Origin of the sequence: Streptomyces avidinii (assembly GCF_014650695.1) — a bacterium.
GTDB classification, from domain to species: Bacteria; Actinomycetota; Actinomycetes; order Streptomycetales; family Streptomycetaceae; genus Streptomyces; species Streptomyces avidinii.
Genome location: NZ_BMVL01000003.1, coordinates 176082 through 194637 on the forward strand (window position 1 = coordinate 176082; position 18556 = coordinate 194637).

The following is an 18556-nucleotide window of genomic DNA, read 5'->3' on the forward strand; positions in this document are numbered from 1 at the left end:
CCGCACCCGCACCCGCACCCGCATCCGGGTGCGCAGCCGTACCCGCACGCGCTCCCGTACCACCCGAACGCCCAGCGCCGCGCACCCCGCGGCGCCACCTCGCCGTATCCCTCTCCCGACTCCCGAAGACGCACGGAGGCTCAAGGTGAGCGAGTCCCTCGCCGAACGCATAGCCGCACTGCCGAAATCCCGCCGGGCACTGTTCCAGGCCCTGACCGGCCGGGGCGGCGGGCGCGCCGCCGTACGGGAGGACCCCGAGCCGGCACCCCGTGACCCCGCCGACCCGCCCGTGCTCTCCTTCGCACAGCGCCGGCTCTGGTTCATCGACCAGCTGCAGCCCGGCAGCCCCGCCTACAACGTGCCCGTGGCCACCCGCATCCGCGGCCCGCTCGACGTCCCCGCCCTGCACGCGGCCCTCCAGGACATCGTGGACCGCCACGAGGTGCTGCGGACCGTCTACACCTACCAGGAGGGCGCCACCGAGGCCGTGCCCCGCGTGGTGGACGGCTACCGGCTGCCCCTGCCGCTGACCGAACTCCCCGACGAGGCGGCGGCCCGGCCGTTCTACGACGCCGACGCGGGCGCCCCCTTCGACCTGGCCGGCGCCGTCCCGCTGCGGGCCCGGCTCGGCCGGATCGGCGCCGAGGACCACGTCCTCGTCCTCAACCTGCACCACATCGTCACCGACGGCTGGTCCATGCGCGTCCTCTACACCGAACTGGAGCGCGCCTACGCCGCCCGCACCGGTGCACCCGACGGGGCGGCGCCCCCGCTCGCCCTCCAGTACGCCGACTTCGCCACCTGGCAGCGCCGCCGCGTCAGCGGGGACCGGCTGGAGAGCCTCACCGCCTTCTGGCAGGAGGAGCTGGGCGGCGCCACCCCCGTGGACCTGCCCACCGACCGGCCCAGACCACCCGTCTTCGGCCACGCGGGCGCCTCCCGCTACATCGACCTCCCGCCCCGGCTCATCGCCCGGCTGCGGGAGTTCGGCAAGTCCGAGGGCGCCACCCTCTACATGACGATGCTGGCCGGCTTCGCCGCCACCCTGCGCCGCTGGACCGGCCAGGAGGACATCGTCGTCGGCACCTCGGTCTCCGGCCGCGACCACCCGGCCTTCAGCGAGCTCATCGGCTTCTTCGTCAACACCCTGCCGCTGCGCATCAGAACCGGCGGCGACCCCGGCTTCGCCGAACTGGTCCGCGCCACGCGCCACACGACGCTCCAGGCGTACGCGCACCAGGAACTGCCCTTCGACCTGATCGTCGACGCCCTCGGACTGCCCCGCGACCCCAGCCGGCCGCCGCTCACCTCCGTGATGTTCCTCCTCGACGAGACCCCGGACACCGCACCGGGCCTCGCGGGCCTCGCCACCGAGCCCATCGACTTCTCCTCGCACGCCACCAAGTACGACCTGATGATCAGCGTCCACGACACCGGCACCGCGGTCCGCGCCCTCGTGGAGTACCCCACCGCCCTGTTCGACGCCGCGACCGTGGACCGGCTCCTCGGCCACTTCCTCACCACCCTGGAAGGGGCCGTCGACCGCCCGGACGCCCCGCTGTCCGCCCTGCCGCTGCTCACCGAGGGCGAGCGCCGGGCCGCCCTGGACCACTGGAACGCCACCCGCGCACCCTTCCCCCAGGACGCCTGCCTGCACGAACTGTTCGAGCAGCACGCCGACCGGCGCCCCGACGCGCCCGCCGTGATCCTGGGCGGACTCGGCGGCTGGAACATCACCTACCGGGAGCTGGAGGAGCGCGCCAACCGGCTCGCGCACCGACTCGCCCTGGCCGGCGCCGGCCCCGACCGGACCGTGGCCCTGTGCCTGCGCCGGGGTCCCGCACTGGTCACCGCGATCCTCGCCGTCCTCAAGGCCGGCGGGGCCTACGTCCCCCTCGACCCGGACTACCCGGCCGAGCGCCTGGCGGTGCTGCTGCGGGACTCCGCGCCGCCCATCGTCGTCTCCGACGCGGAGCTGATCGGCCGGCTGCCCGTCCCCGCCGGCACCGACCGGGTGCTCCTGGACACCGACCGGGCGGCGCTCGCCGAACTGCCCGCGACCCGGCCGGCCGTCCCCGTCACCTCCCGGGACCTGGCCTACGTCATCTTCACCTCGGGCTCCACCGGCACCCCCAAGGGCATCGCCCTGGAACACCGCGGCGTGGTCAACAACATCCTCGACCTCAACCGCTCCTACGGCATCGGGCCCGGCGACTCGGTCCTCGCCCTGTCCTCGCCCAGCTTCGACATGAGCGTCTACGAAACCCTCGGCATCCTGGCCGCGGGCGGCACGCTCGTCCTGCCCGACCCGGCCGCCGCCAAGGACCCGGCCCACTGGGCCGACCTGGTCGACCGGCACGGCGTCACCGTATGGAACTCCGCCCCCGCCCTCCTCGGCCTCCTCGCCGACCAGCTCGAACACGCCGGCGGGCCCCGACTGCCCAAGCTGCGCACCGCGTTCCTCGGCGGCGACTGGATCCCCGTCACCCAGCCCGACCGGATCCGCGCCTTCGCGCCCGGCCTGTCCTTCGTCGCGCTCGGTGGGGCGACCGAGGCCTCCATCCACTCGGTGGAGTTCCCCGTGGGCCGGGTCGATCCGCGGTGGACGAAGCTCCCGTACGGGCGGCCCATGGCCAACCAGTTCACCTACATCCTCGACCCGAACGACCGCCTCGTCCCCGTCGGCGTACCCGGCGAACTCCACCTCGGCGGCGTCGGACTCGCCCGCGGCTACCTGAACCGGCCCGAGCTCACCGAGGAGAGGTTCGTCCACGTCGAACTGGAGCCCGGCCGAACCGAACGCCTCTACCGCACCGGCGACCTGGCCCGCTACGGCGTCGACGGCACCATCGAACTCCTCGGCCGCACCGACTTCCGGATCAAGCTCAACGGCCTCCGCATCGAGCCCGGCGAGGTCGAGAGCGCGCTCCGCGAGCGCCCCGGGGTCCGCGAGGCCGTCGTCGCCGCCCGCCGCACCGCAGGCTCCGACCGGCTCGTCGGCTACGTGGTGCCCGAGGAGGGCGCCGGCCTCGACCCCGCGGCCCTGCGCACCGCCCTCGCCACCGTCCTGCCACCGCACTGCGTCCCCGCCGAACTGGTCCTGCTGGAGCGGCTGCCGCTGAGCCCCAACGGCAAGGTGGACCGGGGCGCCCTGCCCGACCCGCGCCCCACCGCCCCCGCACCCGCGCCCCACCGGACCACCGCCGCGCCCGAAGCCGGGGACCCCGTCGCCCTGCGGATCGCCGCCGTCTGGGCCGAGGTGCTCGGCGCGGCGGACGTCGCGCCCGACGACGACTTCTTCGCCCTCGGCGGGGACTCCTTCGCCGCCGTGCGCGCGGTCCGCGCCGTCGCCACCGCCCTCCCGGACGGCGCAGCCGCCGCCCTGCGCGTCGTCGACCTCTTCAGCAACCCGACCCCGGCCGGGCTGGCCGCCCGGACCGCCGAACTCGCGGGAACGGGAACGGGAGGAACGGGCGAGGGGGCGCAGCCCCACGGGCTGCTGCACCGGCTCACCCCCGAACGCCCCGCCGGCACCACCTCGCTGACCCTCGTCTGCTTCCCGCACGGCGGCGGCGACGCCATCGCCTACCAGCCGCTCGCGGCCCAGCTCCCGCCGCACATCGAGCTCCTCGCCGTCTCCCCGCCCGGACACGACCCGCTGCGCCCCGGCCCGATGCTGCCGGTGCCCGAGTTCGCGGAACTCGCGGCCGAGGAGATCGCCCGCACCGTGCGGGGACCGTACGCGGTCTACGGCCACTGCGCCGGAGTCGTCACCGCGCTGGAGACCACCCACGTACTGGAACGGCTGGGGCAGCGCCCGATCGCCCTGGACCTGGCCGCGGCCCTCCCGGAGGAGGACCCCGAGTACGCCCTGGAGATGGAACGCGTCTCCGGCGACGACGACCTCGTCGCGTACCTGACCACCATGGACGGCTTCGACGGCGTCCTCGACGACAGCGACCTCACCGCGGTCCTGCGGATGGTCCGCCACGACATGACCGAGGCCGCCCGCTTCTTCGCCCGTACCCCGGGCGGCTACGACCGGCCCCTGACCACCCCCCTCACCTGCATCATCGGCGACGCCGACGACGCGACCGAGGGCTACGAGAACGGCTACCGCGCCTGGGGCCGGTACGCGGCCGACGTGCGCCTCGCCGTGATCCCCGGTGGCCGCCACTACTTCGCCAAGCACCTGCCCGACCGGCTCGCCGCTCTCCTCGCCGACCTGCACCGCAACGGAGGAACCCATGTCTGATCTCGCCGAACGGCTCGGCCGTCTGCCCCAGGGACAGCGCTCCCGGCTGCTGGGGCGGATGCGCAACCAGATGACGGCCGGCGTGGGCCGCCGCATCGAGCTCACGCGCGCCGACCACGGACCGCGCTCCCGCTCCTCCTTCCAGCAGGAGCAGATGTGGTTCGTCGACAAGCTCGGCGCCGGCAAGGCCCGCAACAACATAGCCCTGGCCATAGGCCTGGGCGGCCCCCTCGACCGGGCCGCCCTGCACGAGGCGCTCAACGCCGTCGTCGCCCGCCACCAGGTGCTGCACAGCAAACTCGTCGAGATCGACGGAGTCCCCTGGCAGGAGCCCGTCCCCTCCTTCGTGCTCGGCGTCCAGAGCACCGACCTGTCCGGCAGCGAGGACGCGGACCGCGAGCTCGCGGAGCTCACCGCCACCTGCGCCGCCGCCCCCTTCGACCTGGCCGCCGCCCCGCCCGTCCGCGCCCACCTGGTACGGCTCGCCGCCGACCGGCACGTCCTGCTCTGGGTCGTCCACCACATCGCCTGGGACCCCGGCTCGACCCGGATCTTCACCGAGGAGCTGACCTCCAGCTACGCGGCGGCCGCCGCGGGCAAGCGCCCCGAGGCCTCCCGGCTCGCCGTCGAGTACGCCGACTTCGCGGCCTGGCAGCGCGCCAAGCTGGAGAACGACGAGCACGGCCGGGCGCTGGCGACCAAGTGGCGCCAGATCCTGGCCGGCGCCGTGGCCACCGAAGTGCTGCCCGACCACCCGCGCGGCCCGGAGACCCGCGGAGACGGCCGCGGTCTGAAACTGACCCTCGACCAGAAACTCCTCGACCGCCTCACCGAACTCGCCGACGCCAACAACACCACCGTCTTCACCACCCTGCTCGCCGCCTTCAACGCGCTGCTGCGGCACTGGACCCGTACCGAGGACGTCGTCGTCGGCACGGCCAGTGCCTCCCGGCCGCACCCCGACCTGGAGCAGGTCATCGGCTGCTTCGTCCAGATGATCACCCTGCGGACCGAGGTCACCGACCGGCTCACCTTCCGCGAGCTGGTCAGCCGTACCGCTGCCTCCGTCATGGACTCCTTCACCAACAGCGAGCTGCCCTTCGAGCAGGTGGTCGAGGCCGTCCGCCCGGTGCGCGACCCCCTGCGCCACCCGCTCTTCCAGATCGAGTTCACCTCGCTCGGCCGCTGGGGCACCCACCGGGCACAGGCCGCGGACGTCGAGTTCACCATGGACCAGCTGCACGACGGCGCCGCGAAGTTCGACATGAGCTTCCTCGTCGGTGAGAACGACGGCCTGGAACTCTCCCTCGAGTACAACACCTCCCTCTACCGCCACGGCACGGCCAGCGCCCTGCTCGCCGCCTTCCGCCAGGTGCTGGAGCAGGTCGCCGAGAACCCAGACCTCCAGGTCGGCGACATCAGCCTCGTCGAGGAGCCGGCCGCCTCCCGGCACGCCCGCGAGCTGTCCCGCGGCGGCCCGGTCGACGAGGCCGCCTGGACCACCACCCTGGACCGCGCGTTCCGCGAGCGGGCCACGATCCACCCCGACGCCGTTGCCGTCCACCACGGCGCCACCCGCCTGGACTACGCCGCGCTCGACCGCTGGTCCGAGGCGATCGCCCACCGGCTGCGCGACCGCGGGGTGCGGCACGGCGATCCCGTCGCCGTGTGCGTGTCCCGCGGCCCGGCCGCGGTCGCCGGGGTCCTCGGCGTGCTCAAGGCGGGTGCCCACTACATCCCGGTCGACCCGGCCGCCCCGGCCGAGCGGACCCGTACGGTCCTGTCCGACGCCAGGGTCAGGCACGCCCTCGTCGACGAATCCGCGCAGCTGCCCGTCCCGCTGGAGCTGGTGACCACCGGAACCGCGGCCCCCGTCCGGGAGGTCCCCTCCCTCGCGCCGACCTCCCACCCCGGCGACCTGGCCTACGTGCTCTACACCTCGGGCAGCAGCGGAACCCCCAAGGGGGTCATGATCGAGCACCGCTCGGTCACCCACTTCTCCCGCACCATCGCCAAGGCCTACGAGATCACGGCCGGGGACCGGGTCCTGCAGTTCGCCCCGCTCACCTTCGACGTCTCCGTCTTCGAGGTCTTCACCACGCTGCTCGCCGGCGGCTCGCTCGTCATCGCCACCGACGACGAGCGCCGTGACCCGGCCCTGCTCCAGGCCCGGATGCGCGAGGACGCGGTCACCGTCGCGGAACTCCCGCCCGCGCTCCTGCCGTTGCTCGACCAGGCCGCCCTGCCCGACCTGCGGCTGGTCTCGGTGGGCGGCGAGGCCTTCCCCGGCCGGCTCGTCGCGGAATGGACCGCGGGAGAGCGCAGGTTCGTCAACGGGTACGGCCCCACCGAGGCGACGGTCGCCGTCACCCTGATGGACTGCACCGGCAGCTACGACCGCAACCCGCCGATCGGCCGCCCCATGCCCGGCCACCAGGCCTTCGTCCTCGACGAGCGGCTGCGCCCGGTCCCGCCCGGCGTGCCCGGTGAACTGTGCGTCGCCGGACCCGGCGTGGCCCGCGGCTACCTCGGACGCCCCGACCTCACCGCCGAGCGCTTCGCCGACAACCCCTACGCGGACGGCCCCGAGACCGAGCGCCTGTACCGCACCGGCGACCTGGTCCGCTGGCTGCCCGGCGGCAACCTGGACTTCCTCGGCCGCACCGACCGCCAGCTCAAGGTGCGCGGCCACCGCATCGAGCCCGGCGAGGTCGAGTCCGTGCTCACCGGCCACCCGTCGGTGCAGCAGGCCGTGGTGGTGGCCCAGCCCGCCGCGGGCGGCGAGCGCATGCTGGCCGCCTACGTCACCGTCGAGCAGGTGGGCTCGTACGCCTCCGAGGTCGCCGACGCCGAGGGCCTGCGCGCCTACGCGGCCGGCCGGTTGCCCGGCTACATGGTGCCGGTCGTCGTCGTCCTGGACGAGCTGCCCCTCACCCCGCACGGCAAGGTCGACACCGCCGCACTGCCCCGGCCCACCGAGCTGTCGGCCGAGGGCGGCACCGCGCCCCGCGACGCCATCGAGGAGCAGATCTGCCGGGACATCCTCACCCCGCTGCTGGAATGGCAGAACCCGGACGTGGAGGGCGACTTCTTCGCCCTCGGCGGCAGCTCCCTGCAGGCCACCATCGTGGTCTCCCGGGTCCGCGCCCTCTTCGGCATCGACATCGCCCTCGCCGACTTCTTCGGCCGCCCGACCGTCTCCGGACTCGCCGAACTGGTCCGCACCGCCAAGGCCGAGGCCGCCGGCGAACAGGACCGGCTGCTCGCGGTCTTCGAGCAGATCGAGAACATGAGCGACGACGAGGCCGCCGCGCTCCTCGGCTCCCTCCAGCGCCCGGACGGTCCCTGATGGCCGACCCGGCCGGGTTCGAGGGGGCGCTCGCCGCGCTCCCCGAGGCGAAGCGCGAACTCGCCCGCCTGATGCTGGCCGCCCGGCAGCCCGTACCCGCCCACCCGGCCCCGCGCTCCGGCGCGGGGCCGGTCCCGCCCACCGCGCTCCAGTGCCGGCTGTGGCGCCGGGAGCGCACCCACCCGGCCGTCGCCACCGGTTCGCACGCCCTGCGGCTGACCGGCCCGCTCGACCCGCAGCGGCTCGTGGCGGCCCTCACCGGGGTGCTGCGCCGCCACGAGGCGCTGCGCACCCGGCTCACCGTCTCCACCAGTGGCCAGCCGCGTCTGCACGTGGACGAGGAACCGGTTCTGCGGCTCACCCGGGCCGACCTCTCGGGCTTCACCCCGCAGGCCGCGGCCGAACGCGTGGCCGTGCAGAGCACCGAGAGCGCCTCCACCGTCCTCGACCTGGAGAGCGGCCGCACCAGCGCGTTCCGGCTGCTGCGGCTCGCCCCCGACGAGCACGTCCTGATCCTCGCCTCCCACCTCGCGGTCTTCGACGGCTGGTCCTCCGGGGTCTTCCTCACGGACCTGGCCGCCGGCTACCGCGAGGGCCCGACGGGTCCCGGCGGATCGGCCGCGGACCCGCCCGAACTGCAATTCCCCGACTACGCCGACTGGCAGCACCGGTGGCTCGCCGGGCCCGACGGATCCGCCGAACTCGCGCGCCGGCGAGCCGTGTTCGCCGCCGACCCACCCGCGCCCCGGGCGCCCGGCGGGTTCGAACGCGGCCACGTGCCCGTACGGCTGGCCCGCGGGCCGGTCGACGCCGGGCTGGAGCTGGGCGCGGCCGAGGGGGCCACCCCCTTCATGACGCTGCTGACCGCGCTGGCCGTCGTACTGGCCCGCAGGCAGGGCCGTACCTCCCTGGTGATCGGCACCCCGGCGGCCGGCCGCTTCGCCGGCCCCCTCGAAGGCGCCGTCGGACAGTTCACCACGGTGGTGCCGATCCGGCTCGACCTGGCGGGCGGCCCGACCTTCCGGGAGCTGCTGCACCGCACCCGGGCCGCGGTGGCCGACGCGCTGGCCCACCAGCGGCTGCCCGTCGACGTCCTGTTCGGGGAGGGGACGCCCCCGCCGTACAACGTCCTGTTCGCCCTCCACAACTACCCGGCGGTCCCCCTGGACCTCCCGGGCATCGAGGTCGGCCAGCTGCCCGGGCCGCCCGCCCGGCACCTGGAGCTCTACAGCCCCGACCCGGCCGCCGCCCTCGCCTGCATCGGCCTCGTGGAACGGGACGGCGAGATCGGCGGCACCGCCGAGTACAACCGCCACGCGGCCACGCCCGAGGACGTGCGAGGGCTGCTCACCGGAATCGAGGACGTGCTGGACCGGGCCACCGCCGCGCCCGCATCCCCGCTCACCACCTAGGGAGTTGCCCGTGCTCACCACCGAGTTCTACCGTGCGCCCGCGGACTGCGGGCTCGTACGGAGCGGAGCCGACGTGCCCCGCACCCCCATGCGGGCCCTGCGCGAGGACATCCACGACATCCTGGTCTCCGCCCCCGTCGCCGAGGCCCGGCGCACCCGCGATCCCCGCCCCATCCACCGGGCCCTGGGCGAACAGGGCCTGCTGGCGCCCCAGTGGCCCGAGGAGTACGGAGGGCGCGGCATCAGCCAGGTCGCGGCTGCCGTCCTGGTCGAGGAACTGGCCATGCACGACGTGCCCGACCTGCTGCACACCCTCACCGTGCAGATCGTCGGATCCACCCTGCTCAATGTCGCGAGCCCGGCGATGAAGGCCCGGCACCTGCCGGGCTTCGCGGCCGGCACGGCCTTCGGCTGCGTCCTGTTCAGCGAACCCCAGGCCGGCTCCGACCTCAACATCCTCTCCACCCGCGCCGTTTCCGACGGCAAGGGCGGCTACAAGCTGTACGGCACCAAGGTCCACTCCCTCTTCGCCCGGCTCGCCGACTACGGGCTGTGCCTGGCCCGCGGCGAGGACGATGCCTTCAGCCTGTTCCTCGTCCCCCTGGCCCAGCCGGGCGTCACCATCCGGCAGATCCCGGGCATGGGCGACGACGCCTTCCACGAGGTCACCCTCGACGGAGTGGCCGTGACCGCCGAGGACGTGGTCGGCGAGACCGGCCAGGGCTGGGCGATCGTCGTCAAGACCCTCGCCTTCGAGCGCACCGGACTCGACTACTACGTCAAGGCGCTGCGCTGGTACCGGGCGGCCGTGGAACGGCTGGAGGTCCACACCGACCGGCTGGAGGCGGGCCAGCACGACCAGATCGGCCTGGCCAAGCTCAACGCCCGGCTGCTCGCGGCCGGCACGCTGGTCCGCCGCGTCCTCACCCGCCTCGACCGGGGCGAACTCAACGAGGACGAGGCGGCCGCCGCGAAGTGGTACACCACCGAGCTCGCCGCCGAGGTGGCCTGGTGGGCCGCGGAACTCGACGGCGACCGCAGCATGACCCTCGACGACCCCGAGGTCGACGGGGTGGCACACCCACTGGATGCGGCGTTGCGCGAAGCCCCGGGGATGCGGATATCGGGCGGCACCGCCGAAATGATGCTGGAGACGCTGGCCCGGCTGCGTCTCGACTCAGGTGCGGAGGTACGGCCGTGACATCACAGGCGGTCAACGAGAACGGCACGGGTGGCCGGAGCGCCCCGGCGGTGCCCGAGCGGTGGCGGGAGCGGGAGGACGAGGACTCGCTGTTCCGGCAGCTCCGGCTCACCGTCCGCCAGGGCCTGGAGGTCGACGGGGACACCCCCGCCGGCTCCTGGGAGGCGCTGACCCAGGTGGGCGCCTGGGAGTTCGCCCTCCCCATCGGCAAGGACGGCCTCGACCTCGGCCAGGCCGTCATCGCCATGGTCTGCGAGGAGGCGGGCAACGCCATGCAGCCCGTCCCGCTCACCGACACCCTCCTCGCCCTGGACCTGGTCTCCGGCCTCGGTCCCCTCGCCGCCGAGTCCACCGACCACCTCCTGGACCGGGTACGGACCGGGGAGCTGGAGATCGCCGTGCCGGGCCGTCTGCCCGATCCGCGCGGCACCGTACCGCCCGGCATCACCTGGAAACCGGACGGGGACACCGGCGCGGTCGTCCTCACCGGCACCGGCGGCCCCTTCGCCGCCGGCATCGGGCCGGGCGCCCTGCTGGTCCTGGCCGGCGGACCCGACGGCCCGTGCGTGGCACTCGTGGGTCTGCCCACGGAGGGAGTGGAGGTACGCCCGCTGCGCGACCACGGCGGCGGAGCCGTCGCCGGCGCCGTCTTCGACGAGGTGCGGCTGCCGGCCGAGGCGGTGCTGCTGCGCGGCCTCGCCGCCGAACGGGCCCTCGCCCGGGTGGGGCTGCGCGCCGCTGTCCACCAGGCCTCGCTGCTGGCCGGGATCACGGCGGCCGCCCTGACCGCGGTCGTCTCCCGGATCCGCGGCCGTCAGCAGTTCGGCCAGGCCCTGGTCAAACACCAGGGCCCCCGGCTGCGCGTGGCCGGCCTGCTGGCCCGCCTCGACGCCGTGCGCTGGGCGGTGGGCGATGCCGCCCGGGACCTCGACGAGGACCGGCTCACCGTGGGGGAGGCCGCCGGACTGATCGCCCTCACGGCGGAGACCACCCTCGACGTGACACGTGACGCGGTCCATCTGCACGGCGCCTCGGGTCTGGTCCGGGACGCCCTGGTGGCGGGCTGCTACCGGCGCGCGGCCTGGGAGGCCATGCGCTGCGGGCGTCCGGCCCAGCTGTGGGACACCGCGGCGCACACGCCCTGACCGGCGCCGCACGAGGGAAGGGGCTCCCGCACCGCGGGAGCCCCTTCTGTGTTCCGGCCGGGACCGTCAGACCAGGTCGCGGCGCATGACCCAGCGGTGGCGCTTGTCGCTCTTGGCCTCGGTGCGGTGGACCCGGCGGAAGCCGGCCCGCTCGAACATGTCCATCGTCCCGACATAGGCGAGCGTCGGGTTGACCCGGCCGCCCTCCGGGTCCACCGGATACCCCTCGACGGCGGGCGCACCGTGGGACCGCGCGTGCTCGACGGCCCCCTCCAGCAGGCCCGAGGCGACCCCCTTGCCGCGGTACTCCTTGCGCACGACGAAACAGGTCACCGACCACACGGGCAGATCGTCCACCGGTGTGATCGTCTTCGAGGAGGTGAGCCGGTCGAGCTGGCGGCGCGGCGCCACGTTGCACCAGCCCGCCACCTCGCCGTCCAGGAAGCCGAGGACCCCGGGCGGCGGATCGGCCTTCTCCATGAGGCCGCGCAGGTGCTCGCCGCGCTCGTCGGCAGTGAGCCGCCCGTAGTCGCCCGTGGACAGCCGCCACGCCATGCACCAGCACGTGTGCGCACTCTTCCTGGGCTGGAGCACCTGCTGGATGTCGTCCCAAAGATCCGCCGTGGCGGGCCGTACTTCTAAGCTCATGCTGCTACTTCGCTCTCTTCCGCTGCTTACAGGTGTCCCGCGGGCGCGGTGTTCCGCACCCCGGTGACGACATCGGTCATCACGGCGGCCAGCACGTCGAGGGCGCGCCGGCACGCCTTCTGCCCTGCGTCCAGATGAGTGACCAGCCGGACCGTCTCCGGACCCGGCGCGGTCACCAGTACTCCTTCCTGCACGGCCCGTGCGACGACCTCGTCCGCGCGGGCGACCTCGACGATGACGATGTTGGTCTCCGGCGGGCGCACGGTGAAACCCGCGTCCGTGAGGCCCGCCGCCAGCATTTCGGCATGGGCGTGGTCCTCGGCGATCCGCTCCACGTGGTGGTCCAGCGCGTACAGTCCCGCAGCCGCCAGAATGCCCGACTGCCGCATGCCGCCGCCCAGGCCGTGCCGCAACTTCCGGGCCCGCGAGAGCTGTTCGACCGGCAGCAGGAGCACCGACCCGACGGGCGCGCCCAGCCCCTTCGACAGGCACACGGACAGCGAGTCGGCCGTCTCCCCGTACTCCCGCGCCGATGTTCCCGTCGCGGCCATCGCGTTCCAGATCCGGGCGCCGTCCATGTGTACGGCCAGTCCCGCGCCGGCCGTCAGCTCCCGTACGGCGCGCAGCGTCTCGAGGGGGTGGACCGTACCGCCGGCCCTGGTGTGGGTCTGCTCCACCTCCACCGCACGGGTGCCGAGCGTGTACGGGTTCCCCCGCCGGACCACCCCGGCCAGCAGCTCCGCGGTGATCACCCCCCGCTCGGCCGACACCGTGCGCGTCTGGATCCCGCCGTAGCGGGCCGGCGAGGCCTCCTCGTGCGCCAGCACGTGCGCCTCGGCATCGCACACCAGCTCCTCGCCGGGGCCGACGAGGAGCTGGAGGGCGATCTGGTTGGCCATCACCCCGGACGGGGTGAACAGGGCGCCGGAGAAGCCGAAGAGCCCGGCGAGCCGGTCCTCCAGCGCGCGGACGGTCGGATCCTCCCCGAACAGGTCGTCACCGACCTCCGCCGCGGCCATCGCCGCCCGCATCCCGGGACCCGGCCGGGTCACCGTGTCGCTGCGCAGGTCGGCGGTCTCGAAATTCCCGATGGTCATGACGGTAGGTCAACTCCTCGCTCGCGGGGCTGTGGGGTGAGTGCGCGGGCCGCCATCCAGTCCAGCAGGGGGCGTACCGACTGCCAGGTCTCCCGCACCAGTTCCCCGGCGCGCGCCGTGTGCAGGCCCGCGTCCGGCCCGTAGCGGCGACCCGCGTCGATCTTGCGGTGACGCAGCAGCCCCAGCCGCGGGTGGTCCGCCGGGACCCCCCGCGGCCGGGACCGGAGCCGGTCGCCGCCCAGGACGAACCCCTGCTCCTCCAGCCGGCCCGCGATCGCGGCCAGCTCCGCGCCGTCGTCCTCCTGCCCGACGGCGGCGCGGTACCGGGCGACTTCCGCCCCGGCGTACGGGTACCAGCGGCCGGAGGCGTACAGCCCGTGCCGGTCCAGGTGCACCCACAGGCCCAGGCAGGGCAGCAGATCCAGATAGGCGCCCTGATAGGTCTTGTAGGGCGACTTGTCGTGCGACATCCGGGTGTCCCGGACCGGGCCGAGCACCTGCACCTCTCCCGATCCGGTCGACTCCCGGAAGTACGCGCTCAGTTCAGCGGCCAGCTCGTCCATCGGCGCACGTACGTCACGCTCGTACCGCTCGCGGTGGCGCAGTCGCCACGCCTCCTTGCTGTTGTCGGCCGCGAGGTCCTCGTACAGGCGCAGCGCCGAGGGCGGGAAGCCGCTGAAGGTCACGGCAGGTACCCCGGCAGGGGGTGGGCGGCGCACAGTTCGGAGACCCGGGTGCGCACCCGGTCGCGCAGCGCGTCCGGCAGTACGCCGCCCTGCGCGCGCAGCGCCATGAGGACGTCGGCGACCAGGTCGGCGCACTCGGCGGCCACCGCGTGGTCCATCCCGCGCGCGGCCAGCGTGTTGGTGCCGAGCCGCAGCCCGCCCGTCACCCGGACCGGCGTGGTGTCGCCCGGGACCCGGTTGCGGTTGACGACGATCCCGCAGGACTCCAGGGCCTGCTCCGCGACGTCCCCGGTGACACCGGTGCCGCGCAGGTCGAGCAGCACCATGTGGGTGTCCGTACCGCCGGTGACCAGCCGGAAGCCCCGGTCGGAAAGGCGCTCGGCGATCGCCTGCGCGCCGTCGGCGAGCCGCTTGGCGAGCTCGGCGAAGTCGGGGCTGGCCACGAAGTCCAGGGCGCGCGCCTTGGCCGCCACCGATGCCAGATCGGGGGTGCCCTGGGTGAAGGGGAACACGGCGCGGCGCAGGGTCGCGGCCAGGGTGCCGCGCTCCGGTCCGGCCCTGCGGGCCTCGCGGCCGAGCAGGATCAGCCCGCCGCGCGGGCCGTACAGCTGCTTGTAGGTGCTGGTGGTGGTCACGTGGGCGTGGTCGACGGGGCTCTGGTGGAGGCCGGCCGCGACCAGCCCCGCGATGTGCGAGATGTCCGCCAGCAGGTAGGCGTTGGCCTCGTCCGCGATCTCCCGGAAGCGGGCGAAGTCGATGCTGCGGGGGTAGGCGCTCGCCCCGCAGACGATCAGCTTCGGCCGGTGCTCCAGGGCCAGCTCGCGGATCTGGTCGTAGTCGAGCAGCCCCTCCGGAGTCACCCGGTAGCCGTGGGCGCGGTAGTACCGGCCGGTCACCGAGGCGGGGGAGCCGTGGGTGAGGTGGCCGCCGCAGTCCAGGTCCAGCCCGAGCAGGCTGTCGCCCGGGCTCAGCAGTGCCGTGATCACGGCGAGGTTCGCCGAGGACCCGGAGTGCGGCTGCACGATCGCGTCCACGGCCCCGAACGCCGCGCACGCCCGGTCGATCGCAAGGCGTTCGATCTCGTCGGCGACCCCGCAGCCCGCGTGGTAGCGGTTCCCGGGGAAGCCCTCGGCGGTCAGGTTGCCGAGCGTGCTGCCCTCGCAGGCCAGCACGGAGGGGTCCGCGACGCTGGACGCCGCGACCATCATCAGGGTGTCGCGCTGGCGCGCCGACTCCCGGGCGAGCAACGAGTACAGGGCGCCGTCGCGCTCTCTGAGCCGCGTGGCGGCGTGCCCGGCGAAATCGACCAGGTCGGGGTCGGGCGCGGGACCGGTGCCGGGTGCCGCGGGCAGCTCCGGCTCGGTGACGGGCGCGGGCAGGGTGAGACTCATGACTGTCCCCTCTCGGAATCGTCCGTGCTGACCTTGCTGCTGAGCACCGCCTCGGCGTCCGGCGCGCCCGGCTCCTGCGTCCCGTCGGCCTCCAGCTCGCCGAAGGCCTCCGCGGCGGCGACCGCCTCCGCGCCGTGCTGCTCGTCCGCGGCGATCTTGTCGGCCAGCTCGGAGAGCAGCGGGTTCTGGAACACGGTCTTGACGGGTACCGGCACTCCCAGCAGCTCCTTGAGCAGGCCGGCCAGCCGGGTGCCGCTGAGCGAATCGCCGCCCAGGCTGAAGAAGTTGTCGCCGGGCGCCACCGCGTCCAGTCCGAGGATGTCGGCGACCGCCGCGCACAGCACCAGCTCCAGAGCGCTGCCCGGCCCCTCCCCGGCGTCCCGCACGGCCTCCTCGTCGGCGGACTGCTGGCGTCCCGCGGAGGAGGCCAGCAGCAGCCGGTCGACCTTGCCGTTGCGGGTCAACGGGAGCTCCTCCAGCACGGTCAGCGCGGCCGGCACCATGTAGCCGGGGAGCTGCGCGGCGAGCCGCTCCAGGACCGGCCCGGCCGCGTCGGCGGCGGCCACGACGAAGGCGTGCAGCCGGCGCACCCCGTGGGCACTGGCCGGGGCCACCACCACGGCCGCCTCGACCTCGGCGTCCTGGCGCAGCACGGCCTCGATCTCGCCCAGCTCGATCCGGTGGCCCTGGATCTTCACCTGGAAGTCGTCCCGGCCGAGGATCTCGATGCTGCCGTCGGGCAGGTACCGCCCCAGGTCACCGGTCAGATAGGCGCGTTCGCCGTTCTCCGGGAGGTGCACGAAGCGGTTCGCGGTGCGCTCCGGGTCGTTCCAGTACCCCAGGGCGAGCCCGACGTCGCTGGCCACGGCCATCTCGCCGACCACCCCGAGCGGGCGCTCGTAGCCGGCCGGGTCGACGATGTAGTAGCGCTGGTTGGTGATCGGCTTGCCGTACGGGATGCTCGTCCAGGACGGATCGACCTCGCCGATCGGCTGGAACAGCGACCAGCAGATCGTCTCGGTCGGACCGCCCGAACCCACCACCTGGATCCGCGGGCTCTGCGCCCGCAGCCGGTCCGGCAGCGTCAGCGGGATCCAGTCGCCGGAGAGCACGGACAACCGCAGGGACTCCAACGGTCGGCCGCCGCCGCGGCGCTCGCGCACCTCGGCCTCGCCGACGAGCAGTTCCATCAGGACGGGCACGGAGTTCCACAGGGTGACCTGCTCCGCCTGCACCAGATCGGCCCACACATCGGGCTCGGCGTGCGCGAAGGGCGGCGGCAGCACCACGGTCCCGCCCTGCGTCAGCACCCCGAACACGTCGTAGATCGAGGCGTCGAAGTGCAGCCCGGAGATGGCCAGCAGCCGGTCCCGGGCGCCGACCTCGAAACGCTCGGCGACGTCACGGATCAGGTTGACCACACCGATGTGGTCGACCATCACGCCCTTCGGCTCACCCGTCGAACCCGAAGTGAAGATCGTGTACGCGAGGTCCGCGGGGGTCTGCGCGGTGTCGGGCCGCGTGTCGGGGCCGGACTCGAAGTCCTTGTCCACCCGGTAGCGGCGGGCCGTGGGGGGCCAGCTGATCCGCGGGTCCAGCCAGGACTGGGTGAGGATCCGGTCCACCTTGGCCTCGGTGAGCAGCCGGCGCAGCCGCTCCGCCGGCACGGACGGGTCCAGCGGCAGGTACGCGGCGCCGGAGGCGAGGATCCCGTACACCGCGGCGTACTGCTCCCAGCCCTTCTCCATCACGACGGCTACCAGCTCACCCGGAGCCGCCCCGTGGTCCCGCAGCGTGTGGCCGATCCGCCAGGCGTACGAGGCCAGTTCGGCGTAGCTCAGGCGCCGCCCGGCGGCGTCCACCACGGCCTCGGCGTCGGGCGTGGCCTCGGCCTGCCGGGCGAACAGCTCGTGCAGGGTGGTGTAGGGGATCTGCCCGGCGGTGTCGTTGACCTTGCGGCGCAGCGTCCGCTCGGCCGCCGGGACCAGGTCGAAGCGCCGGGTGTGCAGGGACTCCGGGTCCCGCGTGAGCCGCTCCAGCAGGTCCACGTACACGCCGAAGGCGGCGTCGACGAAGCCGGGCGCGAACGCCCCGTCGACGAAGTCCCAGATGACGCGCAGCTCACCGGCCAGCTCGCGCAACTGCACGTCGAGCGAGACCTGCGGGGTCTGCGAGATCGAGTACACCTCCCGGCCCAGGTCGGTGACGGGCCGGCGCACCGGGTAGTCGAGCAGGCTGGTGACGACGACCGGCATGCCGGCCTGAGCGCCCACGCCGTGCAGCCGGGTCAACTCGCGCAGCACCCGCACGCCGTTGAAGGCGCCGTGCTCCGCGTCGCGGGCGAGCTGGTCGCGCAGGGCGTGTGCCCGGTCCAGGAAGGTCGCGCCCGAACCGTCGGCGGCGAGCATCACGGCGTTGGTGAAGTCACCGAGCACACCGGTGATGTCCGGGTGCACCGCCGGACGCTGGAAGATCGGGTAGTTGATGGTGAAGTCCGACTCCTCCGCCCAGCACCTGACCACCTCGGCGAAGGCGGCGGTGAGCAGCACCGACGGCGTCAGCCCCGCTTCGTGCGCCCGGGCCGAGAAGAGCTGCCAGTCCGCGGGGGCCAGGCGGTGCTCCCGCCGGTCGAAGCGCACCTCGCGCCCGCCGTCGCCGGAGCCGCCCGTGGGCAGCGAAGGGGCCGGCGGCAGGGTGGGCACCCGCTCGACCCAGTAGTCGCGGGCGGTGCGGAAGGCCTCGGTGTGCGGCAGGGCGTCGGCGCGCCAGTGGGCGTACTCGGCGAAGCTGATGCCGGGCTCCGGGAGTTCGGCGTCCGGGTTCTCGTAGAGGTCGACCAGCTCGGGGAAGAGCACCTGGAAGGCACTGGAGGCGTCCAGCACCTGGAGGTCGATCCCGAGGTGGACCCGGCCGATGTCCTGCGGACCGCCCAGCCGCAGGATCCGCAGGTCGAACAGCGGCCAGCTGCCCACCGGGAAGACCACGTGGCTCATCTCGTCCCGCAGCGCGGCGAGCCGCTCCCGCGCGGCGTCCTCGGACAGGCCGCGCAGGTCCTCGACCGGTATCGAGAAGGGCAGCGGGTCGGCGGGCACCCACTGGGTGCCGTCCGTACGGCCGATCGCGCGGAGCATGTCGTGACGGGCGACCACCTTGCGCCAGGCGGCGGCGAAACGTTCGGGGTCGAGGCCGGCGCGCTCCCATTCGAAGTATCCGTAGCAGCCGATGCCGCCCAGTTCGACTGCTTCACCTCGCCCGATCATCAGTGCCTGCTGCGTCTCGGTCATCGGGAAGGACGCGGCACTGTCCGCGCGAGCGGGCAGGAGCTCGGTCATGGTCCAACTCCATTCGGTGTTACGGGCCGTTGGCGTGTGC

10 protein-coding genes are annotated in these 18556 nt (G+C 74.0%); 5 read left to right on the forward strand and 5 right to left on the reverse strand.

What is annotated here, in order from left to right; translation table 11 throughout:
- Window positions 1-145 precede the first annotated feature (145 nt).
- Genes IE257_RS08900 through IE257_RS08920 form a run of 5 tightly spaced genes read left to right on the forward strand, consistent with a single transcriptional unit; the run spans window position 146 to window position 11362 of the window.
- Complete coding sequence (locus IE257_RS08900) at window positions 146-4255, forward strand: non-ribosomal peptide synthetase (RefSeq protein WP_189966496.1); 4110 nt, start codon at window positions 146-148, stop codon at window positions 4253-4255.
- Entirely contained in the window at window positions 4248-7604 is a 3357-nt protein-coding gene (locus IE257_RS08905; protein WP_189966498.1) for a non-ribosomal peptide synthetase, read from the forward strand. The genes IE257_RS08900 and IE257_RS08905 overlap by 8 nt, the downstream gene beginning before the upstream one ends.
- Window positions 7604-9016, forward strand: coding sequence for a condensation domain-containing protein (locus IE257_RS08910; RefSeq protein WP_189966500.1), 1413 nt, complete (start codon window positions 7604-7606; stop codon window positions 9014-9016). The genes IE257_RS08905 and IE257_RS08910 overlap by 1 nt, the downstream gene beginning before the upstream one ends.
- A 10-nt stretch (window positions 9017-9026) precedes the next feature.
- Window positions 9027-10217 carry an acyl-CoA dehydrogenase family protein gene (locus IE257_RS08915; protein ID WP_189966501.1) on the forward strand — a complete coding sequence of 397 codons (1191 nt, stop codon included), beginning with the start codon at window positions 9027-9029 and terminating at the stop codon, window positions 10215-10217.
- On the forward strand, window positions 10214-11362 hold the full coding sequence (locus tag IE257_RS08920) for an acyl-CoA dehydrogenase family protein (RefSeq protein ID WP_189966503.1): 1149 nt from the start codon (window positions 10214-10216) through the stop codon (window positions 11360-11362). Before IE257_RS08915 ends, IE257_RS08920 begins: the two co-directional genes overlap by 4 nt.
- Before the next feature lie 66 nt (window positions 11363-11428).
- Here the strand turns inward: IE257_RS08920 and IE257_RS08925 are convergent, their stop codons facing one another.
- The 5 genes from IE257_RS08925 to IE257_RS08945 are packed head-to-tail and all read right to left on the reverse strand — an operon-like array spanning window position 11429 to window position 18516.
- Window positions 11429-12010: a GNAT family N-acetyltransferase gene (locus IE257_RS08925; RefSeq protein ID WP_189966505.1), complete on the reverse strand. Its 582-nt coding sequence runs from the start codon at window positions 12008-12010 to the stop codon at window positions 11429-11431.
- A gap of 26 nt (window positions 12011-12036) precedes the next feature.
- Complete coding sequence (locus tag IE257_RS08930; RefSeq protein ID WP_189966507.1) at window positions 12037-13107, reverse strand: threonine aldolase family protein; 1071 nt, start codon at window positions 13105-13107, stop codon at window positions 12037-12039.
- Complete coding sequence (locus IE257_RS08935) at window positions 13104-13793, reverse strand: DUF2461 domain-containing protein (protein ID WP_189966509.1); 690 nt, start codon at window positions 13791-13793, stop codon at window positions 13104-13106. The genes IE257_RS08930 and IE257_RS08935 overlap by 4 nt, the downstream gene beginning before the upstream one ends.
- Entirely contained in the window at window positions 13790-15184 is a 1395-nt protein-coding gene (glyA, locus tag IE257_RS08940; protein WP_189966512.1) for a serine hydroxymethyltransferase, read from the reverse strand. The genes IE257_RS08935 and glyA overlap by 4 nt, the downstream gene beginning before the upstream one ends.
- On the reverse strand, window positions 15181-18516 hold the full coding sequence (locus IE257_RS08945; RefSeq protein WP_189966514.1) for a non-ribosomal peptide synthetase: 3336 nt from the start codon (window positions 18514-18516) through the stop codon (window positions 15181-15183). The genes glyA and IE257_RS08945 overlap by 4 nt, the downstream gene beginning before the upstream one ends.
- Between the last annotated feature and the right edge of the window lie 40 nt (window positions 18517-18556).

Coding starts and splice junctions, on each gene's coding strand:
- IE257_RS08905 (WP_189966498.1), top strand. CDS start 4,248: ATGTCTGATCTCGCCGAACGGCTCGGCCGTCTGCCCCAGGGACAGCGC.
- IE257_RS08910 (WP_189966500.1), top strand. CDS start 7,604: ATGGCCGACCCGGCCGGGTTCGAGGGGGCGCTCGCCGCGCTCCCCGAG.
- IE257_RS08925 (WP_189966505.1), bottom strand. CDS start 12,010: ATGAGCTTAGAAGTACGGCCCGCCACGGCGGATCTTTGGGACGACATC.
- IE257_RS08930 (WP_189966507.1), bottom strand. CDS start 13,107: ATGACCATCGGGAATTTCGAGACCGCCGACCTGCGCAGCGACACGGTG.
- glyA (WP_189966512.1), bottom strand. CDS start 15,184: ATGAGTCTCACCCTGCCCGCGCCCGTCACCGAGCCGGAGCTGCCCGCG.
- IE257_RS08945 (WP_189966514.1), bottom strand. CDS start 18,516: ATGACCGAGCTCCTGCCCGCTCGCGCGGACAGTGCCGCGTCCTTCCCG.